The sequence below is a fragment of the Clostridia bacterium genome (genome assembly GCA_017438525.1).
Taxonomy (GTDB): domain Bacteria; phylum Bacillota; class Clostridia; order Oscillospirales; family RGIG8002; genus RGIG8002.
Window position 1 is genome coordinate 51,954 of record JAFRVI010000023.1, and the last position, 23,455, is coordinate 75,408.

The window sequence follows — 23,455 nt, forward strand, 5'->3', positions numbered from 1 at the left end:
AAGGAGGGTTCTTTATGATAAAAATAATCGTTGACTGCTTCGGAGGGGACAAGGGCGTTTCCGCGACCGTCGGCGGCGCCAAAATGGCGATCGAAAGCTTCTACGACCTCGAGGTCGTTCTTACCGGCGCCGAAGCGATCATCAAAGACGAAATGAAGCGCATCGGCCTGAAGGAACGCTGTACCGTCGTTCACGCGCCCGACGTCATCGACTGCAACGACAAGCCGACGGACGTCGTCCGCCACAGGCCCGACAGTTCGATGATGAAGGCGATAGAGATGCTGCGCGCGGGCGAAGCGGACGGCATGGTCAGCACCGGCTCCACCGGCGCGCTCGTAGCCGCCGCGACAATGCGTGTCGGACGCCTCAAGGGCGTCAGCCGCCCGACCTTCTGCCCGATAATGCCCACTATGAACGGCAGGATCGTCGGCGTCTGCGACAGCGGAGCGAACGTCGAATGCACCGCGCCGCGTCTCTGCCAGTTTGCCGTTATGGGCAGCATCTATATGAAGAGCGTCTTCGGCGTCAAGAATCCGCGCGTCGCGCTTCTCAACGTCGGCGTCGAAGAGGAGAAGGGTGACCTGCTCCGCAGGACGACCTACCAGATGCTGAAATCCGCCGAAGGGCTGAACTTCGTCGGCAATATGGAGAGCCGCGACCTTATGTCCGGCAACTACGATCTCGTCGTCTGCGACGGCTTCTCCGGCAACGTGCTCGTCAAGAGCGCCGAAGGCACCGCGCTGCTGATGCTCAAAAAGATCAAGAAGGACATCTCCTCCCGTATGCGCAACAAGGTCGGCGCGCTGTTTATGAAGAAGATGTTCAAGGAACAGAAAGAGTTCATGGACTACCGCAACTACGGCGGAAGCGTCATCCTCGGCACGAAAAAGGTCATCATCAAGGGGCACGGCAGCAGCAACGCCGTCTCCGTCGCCAAGTGTATCGAGCAGGCCTACCGTATGGAAGCGAACGACATCAACTCGCAGATAGAAGCCGCCGTCGCCGCCTTCGCGGAAGAGAAGGAGCGCGCCGCGGAATAACCGCGAAAAAAGCGTAATAAAACAGACCGCAGTCGCTGACTGCGGCCTTTTATTATGAGTATATTCAGATTATTATCCCGCCGCCCACAATGTCGTCGCCGTCGTAAAAGACAGCGGACTGTCCGGGCGCGGGCGCGCGCACCGGCGAGTCGAAAACCAGCGCCGCGCCGTCTCCGTCGGGGGAGAGGAGCGCGGGGGTTTCGCGCTGACCGTACCGCGTTTTCGCGGTCACGCGGACGGGGGAGTCGAGCGCGGCGAGCTTCTGCAGTTTCAGCTCGCGTACGCGGACGGTGTTGACGAACAGATCCTCGTTTTTGCCGAGCGTAACAGTATTGTCAACCGCGTTCTTCGCGACGACGTAGCGCGGTTCGCCGAAGGTCACGCCGAGTCCCTTGCGCTGTCCGACGGTGTAATAAATCACTCCGTCGTGCCTTCCGAGCGTGTTTCCGTCCGCGTCGACGAAGTCGCCGGGAACGGGAACGACGCCCTGCTTTTCGCGCAGGTAACCGGCGTAGTCGCCGTCCTTGATGAAGCAGATATCCTGGCTGTCGCGGCGCAAGGCGGCGTTCAGCCCCGCCTCGGCGGCGAGCGCGCGGATCTCCTCCTTCGTCATATCCGCGAGCGGGAAGACGACATGCGCGAGCTGCTCCTGCGTGAGCCCGTAGAGCACGTAGCTCTGATCCTTCTTCGCGTCGGAGGCGCGCCTGATGAAATACCTGCCTTTTTCGCGGCAGACGCGCGCGTAATGGCCGGTGGCGAGCGTGCCGTAACCGAGCTCCGCCGCCATCCGCGCCATCGCGCCGAACTTGACGAACATATTGCACTGCACGCAGGGGTTGGGCGTCCTGCCGCGGACGTATTCGGCGCAGAAGTTCCCTATGACCTTCTCCGCGAAGACGTCCTTTAGTTCGAAGACGTAATGCGGTATGCCGATGGCGGCCGCCGCGGCGGCGGCGTCCTCGATATCGCGCTTATTTCCGTTTTCGGGGAGCAGGTCGAGCGTGGCTCCGGCGACGTCGTGCCCCTGCCGTTTCAGCAGGAGCGCGGCCGCGGTGCTGTCAACGCCGCCGCTCATGGCGACAAGTATCTTCATACCGCTATTGTAGCAAACGGCGGCGCGTATGTCAAACAATAATTCATAAAACCCCGTTTTCGCGGCAAAATACAGAAAAAGCGAAAAGGGATGATTCTATGAATAAGATGAAGCGCCGGACGCTCGTCCGCATTATCAGCTACGCTTCCGCGGCGTTGTTGGTCGCGGTCGGTTTCGCGGTCTCCGGATATTCGCTCGCGTGGGACTACCGCGAACAGCTCGAGAACGGCTACCGCCGCGCGCTGACAGACCTTTCCTCCAGCGTCAGCAGTATGGATACGCTGCTGCAGAAGAGCAAATACGCCTCCACGCCGGCGATGCTCGGCACGATCGCCTCCGGCATATGGCGCGACGCGGGTGCGGCGAAGGCGAACCTCGGTATGCTTCCGGTCACGGAGGCCTCGCTCGACAACGTAAATAAGTTTCTGTCGCAGGCGGGGGAATACGCGCTTTACGTTTCCGAACGCGTCGCCGCGGGCGAAAGGATGACCGCCGAGGAAACGGCGGCGCTTGCGCGGCTTTCAGAGCTCGCGTCGAAGGTCAACGCCGGACTTAACGAGCTCGTCGCCTCCGTCTCGGACAAGACCGTGATGCTGACCGAGGTGAGTAAAAAGGCCAACGGCTTCCTCGCCGGCATAAACAACGACGGGATCGCGATCTCCGGCGGCTTCGCGGACGTCGAGAACGGCTTCGAGAACTACCCGACGCTGATCTACGACGGCCCTTACTCCGACTTCGCGCTTAACAAGGAGAGCGCGATGCTGAAGCGCGAGACCGAGGTAACGCCCGAGCGCGCGAAAAAGCTCGCCGCCTCCGCGATGGGAGCCGACGTTTCCGCCGTGACCGCCGGCGGCGAGAATACCGGCAAACTGCCGGCGTACTACTTCTACTGCGGCGAGAAGTCCGCGGAGATCACGAAAGCCGGCGGGCACCTGCTTACGATGACGGACGGCGCGGAGCCGCAGGAGGAGCGCCTTACCGTTGAAGCGGCTACCGCCGCGGCGTCCGCGTTCCTCGATAAGTTTGGCTACGGGGATATGACGAGCACCTACTACGTCGTCGAATACGGCGTCTGCACGATGAACTTCGCATACGAAAGCGGCGGCGTGATCTGCTATCCCGACCTGATAAAAGTCGGCGTCTCCATGGCGGACGGCAGCGTCGTGACCTTCGACGCGCGCGCCTATATCACGAACCACGTCGCCCGCGACCTGCCGGAGCCGAAGACGACCGCCGCGGAGGCGAGGGCGAAGCTGCGCGAGGGCCTGTCCGCGCTGAAGGAACGCCTCGCGGTGATCCCCACCGACGGCGGCGGTGAAAAATACTGCCGCGAAATACTCTGCAAAGCCGCGGACGGCACGGAGGTCCTCGAATACTTCAACGCCGACAGTCTCCTGGAGGAGGACGTTTTGATACTTCTTCACGAGGATAACGGCGTGCTGACGGTATAAAGCCGAGGGGAGCGCTGCCTTCGTCCGCGAAGAGCAGGTAGCCGAGCGCGAAGACCGTGCCGCTTTCGTCGCCCGAGCGCAAAAGTATGAAAATGAGTATCAGCAGCAGGTATGTGTCGAGGTTGTCTGCGCCGCCGAGCAGCGCGGAAAGACCGTTCAAAGCAGTCCCTCCTTTTTGATGTAGGGGATGAGCCGCGCCATACGCATGACTGAGAGCGCGTCGTTGAACTTCGCCTGCCGCCGCGGATTGAGATACGGCTTTATAGCGTAAAGCAGGGAAGAGCCGCCTCCGTCGCCGCCGAGCTGCCCTGCGATACGCATAATGCGGGAGAGCTTATCCGGATCTATTCCGGGCTCTCCCGTTTCGCTTTCGGGCGCGGCGGAGCCGCCGCTGCCGCCGGAGCGGAACGCGGCCGCCATTTCCGTTATCTCGCGCATCGCCTGCGGATCGTTCAGTATGCGGGCGAGCTTGTCGTCGAATTCGCTCATTTACCGTCTCCGTCCCTGCGCCCGATTATCCTGCGGAACTCCGGATCGGAGAATAACTCCCTGACGCTTCCGGCCTTAGCGGCGCATTTCTTTATCGCCTCGATCTCGGCTTCGGAGAAGGAAGAGGCGAGCGCCTTCGCCTTCTCGGCGGCCGCCGCTTTGTCGCTGTCGCCGATCGAATCGGCATAGTCTTTTATGTCCATAATCGCACCTCCATTGGCATTTTATGCTAAAGGATCCGGGAATACCACGCCGCAGACAAGAATAAAAGAAGAATCCCGCCGATTTCACAGCGGGATTCTTCGACGCAAACCGTATGGAGTCCACATATTGTCATTTACCAACGGAATTTCTTTGCAATAACAACACCGTCAACGCTGATATAATTACCGCGGCCTACGCCATAACCGGCTTCGTAGCGATGACCGTCGAGCTTCGCGTACATCTCGTAGGGAAACTGAACCTTTGAAACAAGAGCGTACTCAGCGTAAACCGCTCCGTCAATCACGAGCTCCTCTCTCGAGCGCGCGACCTTTCTGAATATTACTTCGTGTCCGAAGACGTTTTCTTTTAAATACTCACGGACTTTTTCGTCCGTCAGCGCGGAACGTATAGGCGTCGACGTTTCCGGCTCGTCGCTCGCTTCACCTTGCGGATTCGTATTCCTGCTTTCGGCATTCATAAGGGCCTGTTTGGCTTTGACGCCTTTCACCGACGTTATAATGGTTCCTATCGAACCGATCAAAGCGAAACCCAGACCAAGCAGCAAATCCTTAATATAAGCCGCCGCGATTTCCGGTTCCTTCAGGAAAGTCGGAACCGCTTTTATGCTCTCGGAAAAAGACAGAGTAAAGTCGATCTCGCCTTCCTTATACCACGCCTGATACGCGTCATATACGTCCTTTCCCAGACACAGATACCACGCAAGCACCAGGACTGCGAAAGCGATGATCGAAGCGATTATTATCCCCTTTATGCTTTCTTTTTTTGCAAACAGTTTGTAACCTTTGATCGCCAGAACAACGCCTATCAATCCGGACACCGCCGCGATAATACCTGCGAGATAAAACAAAAACCACGCAAGTCCGCCGGCAAGAGAAAACAGAAAGGCGCCAACAATTCCGGCAATCACGTTTTCTTTGTTAGATAGGTCGTTCTGATCGCCGGTAATCATATTATTGATATCTGTTCGGTTTTGACGTAGCATAATATGTAACCATCTCCAAAGTTCCATATTTGTTAATTATTATAGCAGTTTTTCAAAACGAATGCAAGAGTTAAAAACATGCCGTTCGCCTGTATAGTTCTTATTATTAAAGGAGGCAGAAGCGCTTGTCAAAAGGGCTTTCCGGGACTTCGCAAAAAAAATTGCGATTTTCTGAAATTTGTTCTTGACATCGGGGGAGTGTTGTAATATAATAGTCAAGCGGCACGAAAAAAAGGCGGTTTCCGCCTGTGCGATCGCGGGAGCATAGCTCAGCTGGGAGAGCACTTGCCTTACAAGCAAGGGGTCACAGGTTCGAGCCCTGTTGTTCCCACCAGAAATTATGTTGTTGAACCGTTCCGCGATCGGCGTGATCGTAGCCGTTGACAACAGGTAATACGGCGCTGTAGTTCAGCTGGTTAGAACGCTAGCCTGTCACGCTAGAGGTCACGGGTTCGAGTCCCGTCAGCGTCGCCACATTTGCCTCTGTAGCTCAGGTGGTAGAGCAACGGACTGAAAATCCGTGTGTCGTTGGTTCGACTCCAACCGGAGGCACCACCTATACCGATTCATTTCGTGGACATATTCATATCTGCGGATTTAGCTCATCCGGTAGAGCGCCACCTTGCCAAGGTGGAGGTAGCGAGTTCGAGTCTCGTAATCCGCTCCAAGGACGCTTAAATATTTCGGTATTTAAGCGTTTTGTTTCGGGAGATTCCCGAGACGCGGCACCATAGCCAAGTGGTAAGGCAGAGGCCTGCAAAGCCTTTACCCCCAGTTCGAGTCTGGGTGGTGCCTCCATGCAAAAGGCACTTGCGGAAGCAAGTGCCTTTTGCAATGATATCCGTTCCTTGCGGAACGGATGATATATGCTCCGCATATGATATCCGCTTGCGCGGATGATATACGCCTGCGGCGTATTAAGGAACGGATATTATATCATGTTTGCGCCGGCGCAAACATATCATACGGCGAAGCCGTATATCATATCGCGTCAGCGATATATCATTTATTCGCCACTATTGCTTTACTATCGTAAGTATTCCTTGAAAAAATCCCGATATATCTGCTATAATTATAACAAAAGAGGTGGTAACTATGAAGCGGACATACGTATCCGGCAACAAGTTTTTGCTGTGGATAGGACTGATTCTCCATCTGGTTTATTATGCGCTCACCGTAACGGCTTTGTTGACTTACGGCGATCATTCGGACTACGGTCTCGGAACGTCCGGCGGACTGTGGATATACGCGATTATAGTTGCTATACCCGTGATATTGAACTATCTCACAGAGGGAGTTCTGGCGGTCATACGGCGCAGAAGCGCGTTTAATGTGATCAAACTCATCCTCGTCGTCGCGTTGGTCCCGCTTTGGATATTCTGCGGCAACGCGGGCGGAATTGTTGAATTCATAATCTGGAACGCCGTCTTCCTCGCGGCGTTCGTTATAGAGATAATCTCACTGTTCAAAACTCCCGCGCCCGAAAACTCCGCCGCGGTCGTGCAGGAGGTTTCTCAAAACTATATGTCGGATTATCAGACTGATAAAAGGGAATTGTAAAGTTTCATATAACATCACAGCGCGGCAGGAGACTGCCGCGCTGTTCGTTTATTATGAGAGATTTATGCTTCCTGTTCCTTATCATACCCCGTCAGATGCAGCGCGCGGGAGGCGACGGCGGCAGGCGTTATATCATATCGCGTCGTCAGCACGGCCGAGATAAGCAATAATTCAGGTTTTTTACAATCACATATTGACATAGTAGGTTAATATGCTATAATTTTAATTACAGATTTGTATTCGTCAGGTTCGTTCGATCGGCGCTTCGGATTCGAGCGAATGCGGAACGACCTGACAGATCACAAATGCACAGGAAGAGGAGTAGGTATGTCGGAAGCATATAAAGAAGGGTATCACGTTGAAATAATACCGCCGAAACAAGATTCCCTTAAACTCGAAGAAGACCTTGAAACGTTTGCCTCCAAGCTCGCGCGCGTCCGCGAAAGCGGATTCACCGCGTCGCTGACGGACAACGCCATGGGGCTGCTCGCGTTTCAGGGGCACGAGTGCATAGAAGAGCTCGGGCTCGATATCGACCCGGAAAAGATACTGATCCATCTTAACACTTTTCATACGAAGCGCGATCTTGAAGAAATACTTGACGCCTGCGGGCGGCTCGGAATATTCAATCTGCTTGTCGTTTCCGGCGACGGATCGCCGCGGCTTCCGAAGCTGCTTCCGGAGGACGTTGAGGCGGAGGATACCGCGTCGGTGACGTCGGTGGAGCTGATCCGGTATATATGCAGGCATTATCCCGAATTCACCGTGGGAGCGGCGTTCAACCCGTACGAGCCGGAGGAGCACGAATTCGATAAACTGAAAAGAAAGCTGAATGCGGGAGCGAGCTTTGTAATAACCCAGCCTATAACCGAAAAGAACGCCGTCGTAGACAAAATGCTTGAAACGTATCCGGAGCTTCCGGTGATTATCGAAGCGTGGATGTCCAAAAAGCTGTATCTGCTTTCTGACGTCGTCGGGTATCCCATCCCGGAAGACGCCGAATTCGACCCGATCGGCACGCTGAAACGGCTCGAAGAGGATTATCCGCAATGCGGATTCTACCTGTCGCTGCTCGGTTTCAAGACGCAGTATCCGCTTATAGAGGAGGCGGCGCGGAAACGCGGCGCAGGTGCGTAAAACGCGGCTCGGAAAGGAAGATAACGCCGATGAAAACAGTTGTGTGCATAAAACAGGTGCCGTCCGCCGCCGACGCGAAAATCGACCCGGAAACGAAGCGTATCATACGCGAAGGCGGGAAAGCGGTGCTCAACCCGTTCGATCTCTACGCCGTAGAAGAGGCGATCCGTATAAAAGAACGCGCGGGCGGAGAAGTGATCGCGCTGTCGATGGGGCCGGAAAGCGCCGCAAACGCGCTGACGGAAGCGCTGTCGATGGGCGCCGACGACGCCGTGCTGCTTTGCGACAGAGCGTTCGCCGGATCCGATACGTGGGCGACGAGTTACGCGCTCTCGAAAGCGATAGAAAAGATCGGCGGCGTCGATCTCGTCATATGCGGCAAGCAGGCGATCGACGGCGATACGGCGCAGGTCGGTCCGGGGATCGCGTCGAAACTCGGCATGATGCAGGCCGCAAACGTGTTCTGCGTCGATGACGTTTCGGCGGAGTGCGTGACGGTGAAGCGGATGAATGAGCGCGGATACGACGTGCTCCGCCTCAAGCTTCCGGCGCTTATAACTGTCGTGAAGGATATCAACTTTCCGAGGATTCCGACGCTCAAAAACGCCAGGGCAGCCAGAAGGAAAGAAATACCGCTTCTGAAACCTGCGGATATCGGCGCCGATCCGGATAAGCTGGGGCTTGCCGCGTCTCCGACACGGGTGGTGAAGACCGCTCCTCCGGCGGTCAGAGAAGGCGAGACGCTGAATATCGCGGGCGACCCGAAGGACGCTGCCGCCGCGCTCGTGACCGAACTGTGCGGGCGGGGACTTCTGTGAGGAGGAGAAACGGATGAAGCTTACGGATGAATCCGAGAGAAATAATTATAAAAACGTATGGACGCTGTCGGAAATGATCGACGGCGCGGCGCATCCGGTGTCTTACGAGCTGCTCGGCGCGGCGCGCGCTCTCGCCGAAGCGAGAGGGTGCGAAGTCTGGGCCGTTGCGCTCGGGAACGCCGTCGCGGAAGAAACGGCCGCGGAGCTTATCGCCCGCGGCGCGGACAAGGTTATAGCTATTGAAGATCCGGCTCTCGCGGCGTTCAACGACGAACTGGAATGCAATATATTAGAGCGCCTCGTGCGCGAATACCGGCCGGAAATACTGCTCGGGGCAGCAACGACGCGCGGCCGCGCGCTTATTCCGCGCCTTGCGGGAGCGCTTTATACGGGACTTACGGCGGACTGCACGCAGCTTGAGATCGATCCCGAAACCGGCGATCTGCTTCAGACGCGCCCGGCGTTCGGCGGCAATATCATGGCGACGATCCGGAGCGGCGGCTTCCGTCCGCAGATGGCTACCGTGCGGCCGAAGGTGATGAAGGCGCTCCGGTCCGATCCTGACAGACGCGGTACGGTGCTGAGAGAAAACCTCGAAGAGTCGGATTTTCGCGGCGCGAAGGAAGTGCTTGAATCCGTCAAAACGTATGATAACGCCGTCAATATAAGCGACGCGCGCATAATAGTCGCCGGCGGGCGGGCGATGAACGGACCGGACGGCTTCAAGTTTCTGGAGCGCCTCGCGGAGAAGCTGGGCGGCGCCGTGGCGGCGAGCAGGGCAGCGGTTGACAACGGTTGGATCGCATATCCGCATCAGGTCGGTCAGACCGGGCAGACCGTTCAGGCCGATCTGTATATTGCCTGCGGCATCTCCGGCCAGATACAGCACCTCGTCGGTATACAATCCTGCAAAACCATAGTGGCGATCGACGTTGACGATACTACGCCGATGATGAAACTTGCCGATATAGCGATAAAAGGGGATCTGTTTGAGGTGGTCCCCGAAATAATAAATGAACTCGATAAAAGGAGAGCGGACAATGCTGATCATAGGTGAAAAATTAAACGGCGCCATCAAATCCGTCGCGGAGGCGATACGGAACCGCGACGCCGCGTTTATACGCGATCTGGCAACGAAGCAGCTTGAACGCAGAGCGGATTATATCGACGTATGTTCGGGAGTTCCGGACGGCGACGCGGACGTGCTCAAGTGGATGATAGAGCTGATCCAGGAGGATCATCCCGACGTGCGCTTCAGTCTTGACAGTCCGAACACGGATACGATCGTTTCGTGTATCCCTCTCTGCAAGAACCCGGGATTTATCAATTCGGTCTCGCTTGAGGGCGATAAGATAGACAAAATAGCCGGAGCTCTCGCCGGTCGGGACGACTGGAAAATAATCGCGCTGCTGCTTGATGAGACCGGTATGCCGGAGACCGTAGGGAAACGTATGGAGAATTTCGGCGGAATAGTGAAGAAAATCGAAGAATACAAGCTCGATATGGACCGCTTTTATTTCGATCCGCTCGTCTTCAGTATCGGAACTTCGCCGGACAGCTTCGTCAACTTCATCGGAACGGCCAAACTCATACGCGAACAGTACCCGAAGGCGCATATCGTCAGCGGCCTTTCCAACATATCCTTTGGGCTCCCGAGCCGCAAAACCATCAATCAGGCGTTTCTTGTGGGCGCGATGATGTCCGGCATGGACAGCGCGATCATTGACTCGCTGAGCCGTGATATGATGGGCGCGGTCTACGCCGCGGAGGCGCTTCTGGGCGTCGACGAATACTGCGTCGGATACCTCGACGCGTTCCGGGAAGATATGTTCGGGATTCAGAAGCAAGGGTAGAAATCATTTCGCTATGTGGATTATGAATGATTTGTATTCGATTGGGTTTGATGTCTTATAACAAACGAACAGCGCGGCAGGTGTCTGCCGCGCTATTCGCCTTTTATAAGGTAATCTATCGAAACGCCGAAGTAGTCGGAGAGTCTGAGGAGCGTCTGTATGTCAGGGGATCGTTTTCCGGTTTCGTAGTGCGAAAGCGCCTCGCGGCTGATGGAGAGATCCATCGCGACTTTGAGCTGGTTGAGCCCCTTTGCCTTGCGTATTTTCACAAGTCCGCGCAACGGATATCCATTTATTGCCATTCACGTCACCGCCAAAAAAAACTCTTGACATTAGTGTAACAATTTGTTACACTAATAATGTTACAATTTGTAACATTATAATATTTGGAGGGATAAGAATGGAAGAAACAAAAAAGGTTCAGGTTGCACCTGCTGATGAAGAGGCTGTAATAAGACTTTGGCAGGATTTTGGATGGAAGCTTTTCAGCAGTCAAGAAATTAAGAATACCGATTCACATCTCGAAAGAAAAGGCGATACGATTTACAATGTGACCACGACCGAAAACTATGTAAACCTGCTTTTTAAGCGCGAAACGAATATGGCAAATTACAGCACTATCAAAGAACTTGAAAACCAGTATCTTGCAGTTCCGGAGAATAGCGGTCCGTATTCCAGCGCACTTAAGAAATTTCTGATAGCTGTTGCTGCAATACTGATTCTTATAGGAATGCTCATAGTTATTGGAGGGGGAGGCGGATTCAGCGCTTTCTTCTTTGTTTTGGCTATTGGAGCGATAGTTGGTGTGTTTTTTAAAGCGAAAAGCGATAGAGCAATCAATGATTCCATCGCCTCGAATAATGAGCAAAAAGATGCCCAAAGAGCAGCTCTGCGTCGACAGGCTAAGGAACTTATCTGTTGAATGATATAAACTAATAATTCTTTAGTAATAAACGAATAGCACGGCAGTCGCTGCCGTGCTATTCGTTTATTATTTGTCTACTATTCCTTATCATATCCCGTCAGGTGCAGGGCGCGGGAGGTGACTGCGGCGGTGGCGAGGCCGGTCACGGTTCCGGCGAGAGCGAGCAGCGGCAGGTACGAAAACACCGCCGCCGAGCTCATGAAGACCGACGCCGCGGCGAGCTGCCCGACGTTGTGCATAACCGCGCCGGCGACGCTGACTCCGAAGACGGAGAGCTTCTCCTTGAACGCCGCCGTCAGCAGCCACATCGCCGTCATAGCGAGCAGTCCGCCCGTCAGCGAAAACGCGAGCGACGTGACCGAACCGAAAAGCAGCGCCGAGAGCGTGCATTTCAGCGCCGTAACGCCGTAGGCGTAAGCCGGCCCGTACTTCAGCAGCAGCACCAGCAGCGCGATGTTCGAGAGCCCGAGCTTGATCCCCGGCAGCGGTATCAGCAGCGAGAGGGGAAGCAGGTGCTCTATATATCCGAGTATCAGACAGAGCGCGGTCATCAGTCCGCAGACCGTCAGTTTCTTAACGCCGTTCTTCATGCCGTCACCCCGCTATCGCGTCGACGTCGGCTTCGGCGCCGACGATGCGGAGCGTAACTCCGTTCGGCAGGCAGACGGCGAGCTGTCCCGCCTTCGTCAGCCGTCCGGCGTGTACGCAGTCTTCATTGGGGCAGTTTGACGAGCTGAAAAACGCGCTTCCGTTCGCGATCGTAACCACGTTTTCATAGTCGCCGTTGACGATATATTCCGCGTCCGTGTCGAGCGGAAGCGTTGCGAGAACTTCGCCCCCGCGGCTGATCTCGGCGTAAAGCCGGTCTCCGCCCGCCTTCGGGAGCGTGAGCAGGAACACCGCCGCCGCGAGAAGCAGCGCCGCGGCGATGACGATCGCGTCGTGCCGTTTGAATTTCAAGCTCAGCTTACTTTTCATGAGTGTAATCTCCGCTCGTCAGCGTGAAACCGTCGAAGTCCGCGCCGACTGTGTAAATGCGCCTGTCCTTCGTGATGAATAGCGCGGAAACTCCCTCGTTCTGACACTTTCGCATCGCGTTCTCGAGCCCCAGGCAGAAGAGCGTCGTGGAGAGGTAGTCGCCGCGCGTTCCGCTGTCGGTGACGACGGTCACGCTGCGCAGGTCGTTGTCTATCGGGGATCCGAGCGCGGTGTCGAAGATGTGGCAGTAGCGCTTTCCGTCAAGCTCGAAATAGCGCTCGTAGTCGCCGGAGGAGGTTACGTACTTATCCTTCAGCGCGAGAGTGCCAACGTAGTCGTTCGCGCCGCCCTCGGGATCGCGTACGCCGACCGTGTAGGCGCTGCCGTCGGGCTTTTCGCCCATGACGTAGACGCTGCTGCCGACCTGTATCAGCGCGGATGAAACGCCGTCGGTGCGGAGCAGCTCGACCGCCTTGTCCGCGGCGTAGCCCTTTGCGATGCCGCCGAGGTCGCAGCTCATGCCTTCATAGGCGAATTTCGCCGTATTGCCGTCGACCGTCAGATACTTATACCCGACGCAGAGCATCGCGTCCGCGATCTGAGCGGGAGAGGGGAGAGTCGGGCGGCTGCCGCTCACGGTTTTGCCGTTGACGTCCCAGAGATCCGTTACGGGCGCTATCGTTATATCGAATACGCCGTCGGACTCAGCGCAGCAGGCGAGCGCCTCCTTCAGCAGTTCCGCGGTCTCGGCGCTCACCTCGGCGCCCGCCGCGCCGGAGGCGTTTAGCTTTCCGATATCGCTGTCCGCCTTCGTGCGCGAAAGCTTCGCGTCGAGCTCCGTCACGAGCCGCCCGGCCTTTTCGAGCGTTCCGTCGCCGCAGTAAGCGGTGAAGGTGACGAAGGTGTCCATCGCGAAGACTGTCGCGGTGCGGACTTCGGCCGCGCCGGATGAGCCGCCTTTTCCGCAGGCGGCGAGTGTGAATATGAGAGTCAGCGCGGAAAGCGCCGCGATTATCCTTTTCATCGGGAATCCTCCGTGAGAGTTTATACTTATATAATAGCACGGTTTGCGATTTTTTCAAGTAAAACGCGCTCGAAATCTTGACATATCCGCTTGTTTGTGAGATAATCTCAAACAGAGAAATGCGAAGACGCGTCAGCGCGTCCGTTTCATACGAAAGGTACGGGAAAGCAAATGAGAAAAGAGCTCGAAAAAACCTACGACCCCGGCAAAGTGGAAGACAGCATATACGACTTCTGGCTTAAGGGCAACTACTTCTCCGCGAAGGTCGATCCCGCGAAGAAACCCTACACGATCGTCATTCCCCCACCGAACGTGACCGGTCAGCTCCATATGGGACACGCCCTCGACGAAACGATGCAGGATATCCTTATCCGCACCCGCCGTATGCAGGGCTATTCCGCGCTGTGGATCCCCGGCACCGACCACGCCGGCATCGCCACGCAGATCGTCGTTGAAGCGGACCTCCGCAACAACGAGGGCAAAACGCGCTACGACCTCGGCAGAGAACGTTTCGTCCGCCGCGTCTGGGACTGGAAGGAGCTTTACGGCAGCCGCATCCTCAAGCAGCTGCGCAAGCTCGGCTCATCCTGCGACTGGAGCAGGGAACGCTTCACGATGGACGAGGGCTGCTCCGAGGCGGTCAAGGAGGTCTTCATCAACCTCTACAACAAGGGGCTCATCTACCGCGGCAACCGCATAATCAACTGGTGCCCGCGCTGCACGACCGCGCTTTCCGACGCGGAGGTCGAGTATAAGGAACAGCCCGGCCACTTCTGGCATATCAGATATCCCATCAAGGGCACGTCGAAATCGCTCGTCGTCGCCACCACGCGTCCCGAAACGATGCTCGGCGACACCGCGATCGCTGTCAACCTGAACGACGAACGCTACAAATCCATCGTCGGCAAGACCGCGATCCTGCCCCTCGTCGGCAGGGAAATACCCATCATCGCGGACGAATACGTCGATATGGAGTTCGGCACCGGCTGCGTGAAGATCACGCCCTGCCACGATCCCAACGACTTCGAGGTCGGCAAGCGCCACGGCCTTGAGGAAATACTCATCATGGACGAGAACGCTTGCATCAACGAGAACGGCGGCCGCTACTTCGGGCTCGACAGATACGCCGCCCGCAAGCAGATCGTTGCGGACCTCGAGAAGGAGGGCTACCTCGTCAAGATCGAGGATCACGTCCACAACGTCGGCGAATGCTACCGCTGCAAGACGACGGTCGAGCCGATCGCGTCGCGCCAGTGGTTCGTCAAGATGGCTCCGCTCGCAAAGCCCGCAATCGAAGCGGTCGAGAGCGGCGAGATCAAGTTCGTACCCGAGCGCTTCTCCAAGATATACATCAACTGGATGAACAACATCCACGACTGGTGCATCTCCCGCCAGCTTTGGTGGGGACACCGCATACCCGCGTATTACTGCGACGACTGCGGCGAGATGGTCGTTTCGAAAGAGAACGTCGCCGTCTGCCCGAAGTGCGGCTCGAAGCATATGCGCCAGGACGAGGACGTCCTCGATACCTGGTTCTCCTCCGCGCTCTGGCCGTTCTCGACGCTCGGCTGGCCGAAGCAGACCGCCGACCTCGACTATTTCTACCCGACGACGACGCTCGTGACGGCTTACGACATCATCTTCTTCTGGGTCGCGAGAATGATATTCTCCGGCCTCGAGCACACCGGCAAGCCGCCGTTCAAGACCGTATTCATCCACGGCCTCGTGCGCGACTCGCAGGGCAGGAAGATGTCGAAATCTCTCGGCAACGGCATCGATCCGCTGAAGGTCATCGAGCAGTACGGCGCGGACGCGCTCCGCTTCGCGCTCGCGACGAACAACTCGCCCGGCAACGATATGCGCTTCTCGGACGAGAAGGTCGAGGCGAGCCGCAACTTCGCCAACAAGCTCTGGAACGCCGCGCGCTTCGTGCTGATGAACCTGCACAGCGACGAAACCGCGCTTCCCGCAACGCTGACGCTTGACGACAAGTGGATACTCTCGAAGCTCAACAACGTCGTCGCCGACGTGACCGCGAACATCGACAAGTTCGAGCTCGGCATCGCGCTCGACAAGGTATACAGCTTCATCTGGGACGACTTCTGCGACTGGTACATTGAGCTTGCGAAGATACGCCTCTTCGCGGGCGGTGAGCAGGCCGCCGGAGCCGAGCGCGTGCTCGTCTACGTGCTCGACAAGATCCTGAAGCTGCTGCATCCCTTTATGCCGTTCATCACCGAGGAGATCTGGCAGAGCATCCCGCACGAGGGCAAGGCGCTCGTCGCCGCGCCCTGGCCGGAATACTCCGAAGCGCTCAACTTCGCCTCCGATGAGGAGAGCATGAATCTCATAATGGCGGCGATAAAGGAGATCCGCGCCAAGCGCGCCGCGATGAACATCCCGCTTTCGAAGAAGGCGGCGCTCTTCATCGAGACCGACAAGCCGGAGACATTCGCCAAGGGCGCGGAGTTCTTCAAGCGCCTCGCCGGAGTCAGCGAGATCGAGATAGAACGCGAGCTTTCCGTCGCCAACGCGCTGACGATGGTCGTGCCGTCCGCGAAGCTGATGATCCCGATGAACGAGCTGGTCGATCCCGAGAAGGAGCGCGCCCGCCTCAACAAGGAGAAGGCCGCGACCGAGAACGAGATCACGCGCTGCGAGAGCCGCCTGAACAACGAGGGCTTCATCTCGAAGGCGCCCGCGAAGCTCGTCGATGAGGAGCGCAAAAAGCTCGCCTCCCTCAAGGAGATGCTCGCGAAGATCGAGGATTCGCTCGCGAAACTGGGAGAGATCAAGTGACTTATTCCGAAGCATTGGAATATCTGCATTCCTACGGTCGGTTATCGCCGACCGTAGATTTGCATAGGATAAAAACCCTGCTTGAAGGCCTCGGCAACCCGCAGAATCACCTCAAGTTCCTGCATATCGCGGGCACGAACGGCAAGGGCTCTACCGCCGCGTTCTGCGCCTCAGCGCTGCAGGAGGCGGGCTACAAGACGGGGCTTTTCATCTCGCCCTACGTCGTGCGTTTCACCGAGCGCATACAGATAAACGGGAAGTATATCCCCGAGGAGCTCTTCGCCGCCGTGATGGAAAAGGTGAAGGAGGTCGCGGAAGCGGATCCGGATAACTACGTCGAGTTCGAGCTGCTGACCGCCGCGGCGATGGAGTGGTTCTTTCGCAACGGGTGCGATATAGTCGTGCTGGAGGCGGGGATAGGCGGCCGCCTCGACGCCACGAACGCCGTTATGACGACGGTCGTTTCGGTAATAACATCCGTTTCCTTCGACCACACCGAGCTGCTCGGCGACACGCTCGAAAAGATCGCGCTCGAGAAGGCGCAGATAATCAAGTCCGGCGGCTCCGTCGTCGTCTATCCGGAGCAGGCGGAGGAGGTCTTCGCCGCGATACGCGAAACGGCGGAGAAGAAACGCGCCGAGGTCATAATCCCCGACCTGATGCGCCTTCGCCGCAGGGAACACTTCTTCACCTACAAAAACAACGACTACGTGATCACGCTGCGCGGCGCGCATCAGACGCTCAACGCAGTGACCGCGATAGAAGCGCTCGACGAGCTGGCGTGCAGCGGCTTCTATAAGCTGACGCGCGAGAAGATCGCGCTCGGGCTGATGAAGGCGACGATGCCTGCGCGGTTCGAGACTGTCAGCGTCAAGCCGCCCGTCGTGCTTGACGGCGCGCACAACCCCTCCGGCATGGAGTCCCTCGCCGCGCTGCTGAAAAGCGAGTTCGGGGGCGTGCGCGTGACCGCCGTCGTCGCGATGATGAAGGACAAAAACGCCGCGGAATCGCTGAAACACCTCGCCGGCGTCGTAAACAAAGCGGTCGCCGTAAAGGTTGACAATCCGCGCTGTATGGAAGCGGAAGACCTGCGCGAACTCCTCGCAGGACTCGGCGTTGAGGCGTCCGCCGCGCCTTCGGTCGCGGAGGCGGTCGAAGCCGCCCGCGGCGATCCCGAAACCGGCGCGGTGATCGTCTGCGGCTCGCTGTATCTGGTTTCGGAGGCGAGAAAAATCTTCAAAGCCGACAAATAGCGTCAAAATATTCAAACCGGACGGGCTATACTCGTGTATAGCCCGTTTTTGTTATGCGCAAAATATGAGAGAACGGGGATGAGAGGTGAAAACGATGGAGTTGAAATACGAGCAGCGCGCCAACACGCTGACGCTTTCACTGCCGGCGGAGATCGACCACCACTCCGCGAAGCCGGTGCGCGAGGAGACGGACAGGTGGATCGCGAAGCTGCGTCCGGAGTCGGTTGTCATCGACTTTTCCGGCGTGAAGTTCATGGACAGCTCCGGCATCGGGCTGATACTCGGTCGCTACAACAAGGTCGCGCCCTACGGCGGCAGGGTGATAGTCGAATGCGCGGACAGGCGCACGCTTCAGCTGCTGCGGCTCGCGGGCGTGCAGAAGCTGGTTGAAATCAAATCCGCGGCCACTTGAGCCGCGGGGAAAGGAGAACATATGAAATACCTCAATTCGTTCAAGCTGCAGTTCGTCAGCCGTTCGTCAAACGAGGCCTTCTCGCGCAGCGCGGTGGCGGCGTTTCTCGCGCAGCTTGACCCGACGGTCGAGGAGCTTTCGGACATAAAGACCGCCGTTTCAGAAGCGGTCACCAACGCCATAGTTCACGGCTACGGCAATAAGCTCGGCGTCGTTTATATCAACGCCTACATACTCAAGGACCGTAAGATCGTCATCGACATCAAGGACAAGGGTAAAGGCATCGAGGACATACAGCGCGCGATGACGCCGCTTTTCACCACTTCGCCGGAGAGCGAACGCTCGGGGCTCGGCTTCACCGTTATGGAGGCGTTTATGGACAAGCTCCGCGTGCGTTCGAAGCCGGACAAAGGCACCGTGGTACATATGGTCAAAACGCTGAAGGCGAAGGAATGACCGAGCGCGATTACGACCGCATAGTGCGCGAGAACGTGCCGCTCGTCCACGCCGTCGCGTCGCGCTTCAAGGGCAGGGGCGCGGAGTACGACGACGTTTTCCAGGCGGGGTGTATCGGACTTTACAAAGCGGCGACGCGCTATGATGAAACGCTCGGCACGGCCTTCTCGACCTACGCGGTGCCGGTGATGATAGGGGAGATACGCATGCTTTTCCGCGCCGGCGGCTCCGTCAAGGTCGGGCGTGCCGTAAAAGCGCTTGCCGCCGCCGCGCTCGCGGAAAAGGAGCGCATCGAGAAGGAGACCGGCGCCGAAGCCCGCCTCGGCGAGATCGCAGCCGTGCTGGGCGAAACTCCCGAACGCGTCGCCTTCGCGCTGACCGCCTGCGCTCCAGTCGCCTCCATCGATGCGGACGAAAGCGCCTCATACGCCGCACCGGACGAAACGGAAAACGCATTACTCCGCGCCGACCTCTGCCGCGCGCTCGCGCTGCTCGAGCCGCTCGAGCGGCGGATCATCCTGCTGCGCTACCGCCACGAGCTTTCGCAGTCGGGCGTCGGGCGCGTCCTGTCGATGACGCAGGTGCAGGTCTCCCGCCGCGAAAAGAAGGTGCTGGAAAAACTTCGTGCCATTCTCGCTTGACTGCCGCATCGCTTTCGTGTTATAATATACATGTAACAATGCGAAGCGCGGAGGTGAGCGTATGAACGAAGTCGAAAAAGAAGGTCTGACTCCGGAGGAGATCGAACGTTTGGAGCGCGAGGAGCGCCGCCGCAACGTCGAGGCGCAGCTCGAGGACTTCAGGGCGGAGGTCAAGGCCGACGACGAAAAACGCGAAAAGCGGCGCGAGGAACGCCGCCGTTTCCGCGCGCGGCTTTATTATATCCTGCTCGCTTTGCTTATAATCGGCATCGTCGCGTTCCTCGTGATCAAACGCGACCTGATCTGGAACTGACGCCGCTTTCTTCTGTCATCCTGAGCCCGAAGGGCGAAGGATATCCCGCCCTTCGCAGTGCGTCCGCATATGGAAGGGGATTCCTCGTCGCCCGCGGCTCCTCTGAATGACAACACAACACAAGCGCAACAAAAAAACCGGAGCGGACGCTTTGCCCGATCCGGTTTTGCTTATTCGCTTACTGTTTCATTCCGCCGACGGAAGCTCAAACCAGAAGGTCGTACCGACGCCGAGCGTGCTGTCGACGCCGTAGAGGGCGTGGTGCGCGTCGAGGATGTTCTTGACGATCGCGAGGCCGAGGCCTGTGCCGACTATCTTTCTGACGCCGGCTTCGCCCTTGTAGTAGCGGTCGAAGATGCGCGGCAGATCCTCCTTCGAGATGCCGCTGCCGGTGTCGGTGACCGAGAAATGCACCGTTTCACCGTTTTTTTCGGCGCGGAGGGTTATCCTTCCGCCTGCCTTCGTGTGGTTGAAGGCGTTGTTTATGAGGTTATAAAACACCTGCTCCAGCCGCGGCAGATCTCCGACGGCGATAAGCTCTTCACTGCATTCCGCGGCGGTTGCGACACCGCTTTTCGCGCTCAGGTCGTCGTAGCGCGAAATGATATCCGCGAACGCCCTGCCGACGTTGAACGGCGCGGGCGAAACGGTTATCGAACCCGACTGCAGCTTCGAGAGGTCGAGCATATCGCTTACGATTCTGTCGAGCCGTTCGGTCTCGTCGATGATAATGCCGAGCTGGCGTTCGCGCTTCTCCTTATTATCGCCGGTAACGTCGCGGAGCGTTTCCGCGTATCCTCTTATTAAGCTCAGCGGAGTGCGCAGGTCGTGCGAAACGTTTGCGATCAGGTCCTTGCGCAGCTCGTCCGTCTTGGAAAGCTCGCCCGCCATGTAGTTGACCGACTCCGCGAGCGAACCGATCTCGTCGCTCGAGCTGACGTCGAGCTTGACGGAATAGTCGCCCTCCGCGATGCGCCGAGTCGCCTTCTCGATGCGTAGAATCGGTTTAGTCAGCGTGCGCGAAATGATGAACGAAATGATCAGCGCGAGCGCGAGCAGTACCACCGTGGTGATTATCAGCTGCCGCTGGAGTATGTTTACAGTCGTGCCGACCGGCGCGAGCGAAACGCTTATCATCAGCGCGCCGTAGCTGCCGTCGGAATAGCGATAGGGGATGCCCTTTATCGCGACGTCGGCGGCGAACTTCGGATGCGTCGTCGTGCCGGTGTACTCCCTTCCGGAGAGCGCCGTGAGCACGGCTTCGCGGAAGACGCCGTTCGACGCAAGTGAAGACGGCGTCGGGTTGGGCGATTCAGAATTGTAAATGCAGAGACTTTGTGTGACGTAGACCTGCACAGAGACGTTTTTGGTGTAGGCGAGGGAAGAGGCGCGGCTCATGAACTCGTCCGACTCGTTGCGCGACAGGCATTCGGCGAGGTATTCCGCGTCCTCGTTTATCTGCTTGAGTATCTCGTCGGCGTAGAAGCTCTGCAGACTCGCCACCTGAAACACCCACAGCAGCACCAGCATTCCCGCGATGAGCGCGGTCATACCGGCCCAGAACTTGAGCGCAAGACCCTTCATTATTTAGCGTTCCCCGTCTCGAATTTGTAGCCCGTTCCCCAGACGGTGACTATGTAGGAACGGTAGTTTTTCAAGCTGTCGCGCAGCATTTTGATGTGGGTGTCGACGGTGCGCTCGTCGCCGTAGAAGTCGTAGCCCCACACCTTAGAGAGCAGCTGTTCGCGGGTGAAAACGTAGTGCTCGTTGTGCGCGAAGAAACTGAGCAGTTCAAACTCCTTCGGCGTCAGCGAGACCGGTTCACCGTCGACGTAGACGTTGCGGGAGAAATACTCTATCTTCAGCCCGCCGAAGGTGTCGGTTTCCTTATCTGCGGTATCGGCTTTCTCGTTATCGGCTCTGCGGATTATCGCCTTCATGCGCGCGAGCAGCTCCTTTGGCGAGAAGGGCTTTATCATATAGTCGTCCGCGCCGAGCTCGAAGCCGAAGAGCTTGTCGTATTCCTCGCCTCTGGCAGTCAGCATGATGACGGGGAGAGCGGAGGTCTCGCGCAGCGTGCGGAGCACCGTCCAGCCGTTGACCTTCGGCATCATGACGTCAAGCAGGAGCAGGTCGTATTTGTTCTTTGCCAGCAGGGCAAGGGCCTCGTCGCCGTCAGCTGCTTCGTCAACAGAGAAGCCGTCGAGACTGACGTATTCCTTGACCATATCTCTTATGCCTTCTTCGTCGTCCGCGATGAGAATTCTTTTATCTTCCATATCGTAGCTCCTTTCCGCCGTTGAAGCGGTCTGTTGTTTCCCTCGAGATAGAGGAATCGGAGTTGCTTTCGCCGGGTGATCGGAAGAATTCCGAACCCAACTATCGTGTATTATAGCGTATTATTTCAAATTTGTGAAGTGCTTTTGAAAATATATAGACAAAATTTTGATAGTTTGTCACAAATAGGTGTGCAAGTAGACGATTTTTGAGCGGTTTTCCGAAAAAATAATTGCAAACGACGGGGAAAAGTAATATAATTGCAATATTCAATACATTAAAGCGATAAAGGGCGAATAGTTATGCTGAACATCAACGAACTCTGGGAAAAATACGCAGCGTTCAAGGCGATGGATCTCTCGCTGAATATGTCGAGAGGCGTGCCCGCGCCGGAGCAGCTCGCGGTCTCGCAGGAAATGCTTACAAACCTCGCGACCGCGAAGGACTGCCGCACCGACGGAATCGACTGCCGCAGCTACGGACTGCTGACCGGCATTCCGGCGGCGAAACGCCTTTTCGCCGAAATGCTGAACGTCAACAGCGACAACATCATCATCGGCGGCAACTCCAGCTTGAATATGATGTACGACGCCATCTCCCGCGCATGGTGCTTCGGCGTCCTCGGCGGCACGCCGTGGGGGCGGCTTGACGAAGTCAAATTCCTCTGTCCCGTGCCGGGCTACGACAGACACTTCGCCATCTGCGAGCTTTTCGGGATAAAGATGATAAACGTCGATATGACCCCGACCGGCCCTGATATGGACGCGGTCGAAAAGCTCGTATCCTCAGACCCCGCGATAAAGGGCATCTGGTGCGTGCCGAAGTACTCTAACCCCGACGGCACGACCTACTCAGACGAGACCGTCCGCCGCTTCGCCGCGCTGAAGCCGGCGGCGCCGGACTTCCGCGTCTTCTGGGACGACGCCTACTGCATCCACGACCTCTACGACGAGGGCGATAAGCTGCTCGACCTGCAGAGCGAGTGCGAGAAGGCGGGCAACCCCGACCTCGCGTACATCTTCGGCTCGACGTCGAAGATAAGCTTCCCCGGCAGCGGCGTCGCGGCGTTCGCCTCCAGCGAGCGCAACATAAAGGACGCCGAGCGCATCATCTCGCGTCAGACGATAGGCCCCGACAAGCTCAACCAGCTGCGCCACGTCAGATTCTTCCGCGACATAGAGGGTATGCGCGAGCACATGAGAAAGCACGCCGCGCTGATCCGCCCGAAGTTCGAGGCGGCGATAGAGGTGCTGCGCCGCGAGTTCGCGGACTGCCCCGAGGCGGCGAGCTGGAACGAACCGCGCGGCGGCTACTTCATTTCGCTGAACACCGCCGACGGCTGCGCCGGCCGCGCCTTCGATCTCGCCTCCGAAGCGGGAGTCAAGCTGACGAACGTCGGCGCGACCTTCCCGTACCGCAAGGACCCGCGCGACCGCAACATCCGCATCGCGCCGACATATCCGAGCGTGGAGGAGCTCCGCACCGCGATCGAGCTGCTCTCCGTCTGCATCAAGATCGCCTACTGCGAAAAGTATTGCTGAAAAATAAGACTGATCGGCGGTAAGGACAACACGGTTTTGAACGACAAATTTTGCCCCGTTCCGCGTTAAAATGCTCGGCAATACAGCAAGTATTGCCTTGCGCTTTTGCCTTGAACGGAAACAAAATCGGTCCGTTCAAAACTGCTCCGCACCTGAAAGCGAGGCAAATCCGAGGGATTTGCGGCGCG

General features: G+C 57.4%; 25 protein-coding genes and 5 tRNA genes. 20 read left to right on the forward strand and 10 right to left on the reverse strand.

The window, feature by feature from the left end; genetic code table 11:
- Positions 1–14: 14 nt before the first annotated feature.
- Complete coding sequence (gene plsX / locus IJL83_02395) at positions 15–1,040, forward strand: phosphate acyltransferase PlsX (GenBank protein ID MBQ6552453.1); 1,026 nt, start codon at positions 15–17, stop codon at positions 1,038–1,040.
- A 64-nt stretch (positions 1,041–1,104) separates the two neighbouring features.
- Here plsX and mnmA read toward each other — a convergent pair whose 3' ends face one another.
- Positions 1,105–2,133: a tRNA 2-thiouridine(34) synthase MnmA gene (gene mnmA, locus IJL83_02400; protein MBQ6552454.1), complete on the reverse strand. Its 1,029-nt coding sequence runs from the start codon at positions 2,131–2,133 to the stop codon at positions 1,105–1,107.
- Positions 2,134–2,231: 98 nt separating this feature from the next.
- On the opposite strand from mnmA, the gene IJL83_02405 reads away from it, so the two are divergent.
- Positions 2,232–3,584 (forward strand): germination protein YpeB, encoded by a 1,353-nt coding sequence (locus IJL83_02405; protein ID MBQ6552455.1) that lies wholly within the window; start codon positions 2,232–2,234, stop codon positions 3,582–3,584.
- A 156-nt stretch (positions 3,585–3,740) separates the two neighbouring features.
- On the opposite strand, the gene IJL83_02410 is transcribed toward IJL83_02405, so the two are convergent.
- The 3 genes from IJL83_02410 to IJL83_02420 all read right to left on the reverse strand — a co-directional run bounded on the left by IJL83_02410 (position 3,741) and on the right by IJL83_02420 (position 5,307).
- Positions 3,741–4,073 carry a hypothetical protein gene (locus IJL83_02410; GenBank protein MBQ6552456.1) on the reverse strand — a complete coding sequence of 111 codons (333 nt, stop codon included), beginning with the start codon at positions 4,071–4,073 and terminating at the stop codon, positions 3,741–3,743.
- Positions 4,070–4,276 carry a hypothetical protein gene (locus IJL83_02415; protein MBQ6552457.1) on the reverse strand — a complete coding sequence of 69 codons (207 nt, stop codon included), beginning with the start codon at positions 4,274–4,276 and terminating at the stop codon, positions 4,070–4,072. The genes IJL83_02410 and IJL83_02415 overlap by 4 nt, the downstream gene beginning before the upstream one ends.
- Positions 4,277–4,410: 134 nt before the next feature.
- Positions 4,411–5,307, reverse strand: coding sequence for a hypothetical protein (locus IJL83_02420; protein MBQ6552458.1), 897 nt, complete (start codon positions 5,305–5,307; stop codon positions 4,411–4,413).
- A 231-nt stretch (positions 5,308–5,538) separates the two neighbouring features.
- Here IJL83_02420 and IJL83_02425 point away from each other — a divergent pair.
- From IJL83_02425 to IJL83_02470, 10 genes are all read left to right on the forward strand, one after another.
- Positions 5,539–5,614, forward strand: a tRNA-Val gene (locus IJL83_02425).
- A 63-nt stretch (positions 5,615–5,677) separates the two neighbouring features.
- Positions 5,678–5,754 (forward strand) — tRNA-Asp (locus IJL83_02430).
- A gap of 5 nt (positions 5,755–5,759) precedes the next feature.
- A tRNA-Phe gene (locus tag IJL83_02435) sits at positions 5,760–5,835 on the forward strand.
- A 36-nt stretch (positions 5,836–5,871) separates the two neighbouring features.
- Positions 5,872–5,947: transfer RNA gene (locus IJL83_02440), tRNA-Gly, on the forward strand.
- Between the two features lie 57 nt (positions 5,948–6,004).
- Positions 6,005–6,078, forward strand: a tRNA-Cys gene (locus IJL83_02445).
- 297 nt (positions 6,079–6,375) lie between these two features.
- The gene (locus IJL83_02450; GenBank protein MBQ6552459.1) at positions 6,376–6,840 is read left to right on the forward strand and encodes a hypothetical protein; all 465 of its coding nucleotides are present in this window, start codon (positions 6,376–6,378) and stop codon (positions 6,838–6,840) included.
- A 327-nt stretch (positions 6,841–7,167) separates the two neighbouring features.
- Positions 7,168–7,977: a methylenetetrahydrofolate reductase gene (locus IJL83_02455; protein ID MBQ6552460.1), complete on the forward strand. Its 810-nt coding sequence runs from the start codon at positions 7,168–7,170 to the stop codon at positions 7,975–7,977.
- A gap of 29 nt (positions 7,978–8,006) precedes the next feature.
- The gene (locus IJL83_02460; protein MBQ6552461.1) at positions 8,007–8,795 is read left to right on the forward strand and encodes an electron transfer flavoprotein subunit beta/FixA family protein; all 789 of its coding nucleotides are present in this window, start codon (positions 8,007–8,009) and stop codon (positions 8,793–8,795) included.
- A gap of 13 nt (positions 8,796–8,808) precedes the next feature.
- Entirely contained in the window at positions 8,809–9,852 is a 1,044-nt protein-coding gene (locus IJL83_02465) for an electron transfer flavoprotein subunit alpha/FixB family protein (GenBank protein MBQ6552462.1), read from the forward strand.
- The gene (locus IJL83_02470; protein MBQ6552463.1) at positions 9,836–10,648 is read left to right on the forward strand and encodes a dihydropteroate synthase; all 813 of its coding nucleotides are present in this window, start codon (positions 9,836–9,838) and stop codon (positions 10,646–10,648) included. Before IJL83_02465 ends, IJL83_02470 begins: the two co-directional genes overlap by 17 nt.
- Before the next feature lie 92 nt (positions 10,649–10,740).
- Here the strand turns inward: IJL83_02470 and IJL83_02475 are convergent, their stop codons facing one another.
- Entirely contained in the window at positions 10,741–10,950 is a 210-nt protein-coding gene (locus IJL83_02475; GenBank protein ID MBQ6552464.1) for a helix-turn-helix transcriptional regulator, read from the reverse strand.
- A 98-nt stretch (positions 10,951–11,048) separates the two neighbouring features.
- On the opposite strand from IJL83_02475, the gene IJL83_02480 reads away from it, so the two are divergent.
- Positions 11,049–11,570, forward strand: a complete 522-nt coding sequence (locus tag IJL83_02480) for a hypothetical protein (protein MBQ6552465.1) — start codon at positions 11,049–11,051, stop codon at positions 11,568–11,570.
- 80 nt (positions 11,571–11,650) lie between these two features.
- Here IJL83_02480 and IJL83_02485 read toward each other — a convergent pair whose 3' ends face one another.
- Genes IJL83_02485 through IJL83_02495 form a run of 3 tightly spaced genes read right to left on the reverse strand, consistent with a single transcriptional unit; the run spans position 11,651 to position 13,575 of the window.
- Positions 11,651–12,163: a Gx transporter family protein gene (locus tag IJL83_02485; protein MBQ6552466.1), complete on the reverse strand. Its 513-nt coding sequence runs from the start codon at positions 12,161–12,163 to the stop codon at positions 11,651–11,653.
- Between the two features lie 4 nt (positions 12,164–12,167).
- Positions 12,168–12,551, reverse strand: a complete 384-nt coding sequence (locus IJL83_02490) for a NusG domain II-containing protein (GenBank protein MBQ6552467.1) — start codon at positions 12,549–12,551, stop codon at positions 12,168–12,170.
- Complete coding sequence (locus tag IJL83_02495; protein MBQ6552468.1) at positions 12,541–13,575, reverse strand: FAD:protein FMN transferase; 1,035 nt, start codon at positions 13,573–13,575, stop codon at positions 12,541–12,543. Before IJL83_02495 ends, IJL83_02490 begins: the two co-directional genes overlap by 11 nt.
- A gap of 171 nt (positions 13,576–13,746) precedes the next feature.
- On the opposite strand from IJL83_02495, the gene IJL83_02500 reads away from it, so the two are divergent.
- The 6 genes from IJL83_02500 (at position 13,747) to IJL83_02525 (ending at position 19,449) form a co-directional block, all read left to right on the forward strand.
- Positions 13,747–16,374 (forward strand): valine--tRNA ligase, encoded by a 2,628-nt coding sequence (locus IJL83_02500; protein ID MBQ6552469.1) that lies wholly within the window; start codon positions 13,747–13,749, stop codon positions 16,372–16,374.
- Complete coding sequence (locus IJL83_02505) at positions 16,371–17,627, forward strand: bifunctional folylpolyglutamate synthase/dihydrofolate synthase (protein MBQ6552470.1); 1,257 nt, start codon at positions 16,371–16,373, stop codon at positions 17,625–17,627. The genes IJL83_02500 and IJL83_02505 overlap by 4 nt, the downstream gene beginning before the upstream one ends.
- A 94-nt stretch (positions 17,628–17,721) precedes the next feature.
- Positions 17,722–18,039, forward strand: coding sequence for an STAS domain-containing protein (locus IJL83_02510; GenBank protein MBQ6552471.1), 318 nt, complete (start codon positions 17,722–17,724; stop codon positions 18,037–18,039).
- A 21-nt stretch (positions 18,040–18,060) separates the two neighbouring features.
- Positions 18,061–18,495: an anti-sigma F factor gene (gene spoIIAB / locus IJL83_02515; GenBank protein MBQ6552472.1), complete on the forward strand. Its 435-nt coding sequence runs from the start codon at positions 18,061–18,063 to the stop codon at positions 18,493–18,495.
- Complete coding sequence (locus IJL83_02520) at positions 18,492–19,136, forward strand: sigma-70 family RNA polymerase sigma factor (protein ID MBQ6552473.1); 645 nt, start codon at positions 18,492–18,494, stop codon at positions 19,134–19,136. The genes spoIIAB and IJL83_02520 overlap by 4 nt, the downstream gene beginning before the upstream one ends.
- Positions 19,137–19,197: 61 nt before the next feature.
- Complete coding sequence (locus IJL83_02525; GenBank protein ID MBQ6552474.1) at positions 19,198–19,449, forward strand: hypothetical protein; 252 nt, start codon at positions 19,198–19,200, stop codon at positions 19,447–19,449.
- Between the two features lie 186 nt (positions 19,450–19,635).
- Here IJL83_02525 and IJL83_02530 read toward each other — a convergent pair whose 3' ends face one another.
- The gene (locus tag IJL83_02530) at positions 19,636–21,033 is read right to left on the reverse strand and encodes a HAMP domain-containing histidine kinase (GenBank protein MBQ6552475.1); all 1,398 of its coding nucleotides are present in this window, start codon (positions 21,031–21,033) and stop codon (positions 19,636–19,638) included.
- The gene (locus IJL83_02535) at positions 21,033–21,728 is read right to left on the reverse strand and encodes a response regulator transcription factor (protein MBQ6552476.1); all 696 of its coding nucleotides are present in this window, start codon (positions 21,726–21,728) and stop codon (positions 21,033–21,035) included. The genes IJL83_02530 and IJL83_02535 overlap by 1 nt, the downstream gene beginning before the upstream one ends.
- Positions 21,729–22,028: 300 nt before the next feature.
- Between IJL83_02535 and IJL83_02540 the strand changes: the two genes are divergently transcribed.
- Positions 22,029–23,267 carry an aminotransferase class I/II-fold pyridoxal phosphate-dependent enzyme gene (locus tag IJL83_02540; GenBank protein MBQ6552477.1) on the forward strand — a complete coding sequence of 413 codons (1,239 nt, stop codon included), beginning with the start codon at positions 22,029–22,031 and terminating at the stop codon, positions 23,265–23,267.
- Positions 23,268–23,455 lie beyond the last annotated feature (188 nt).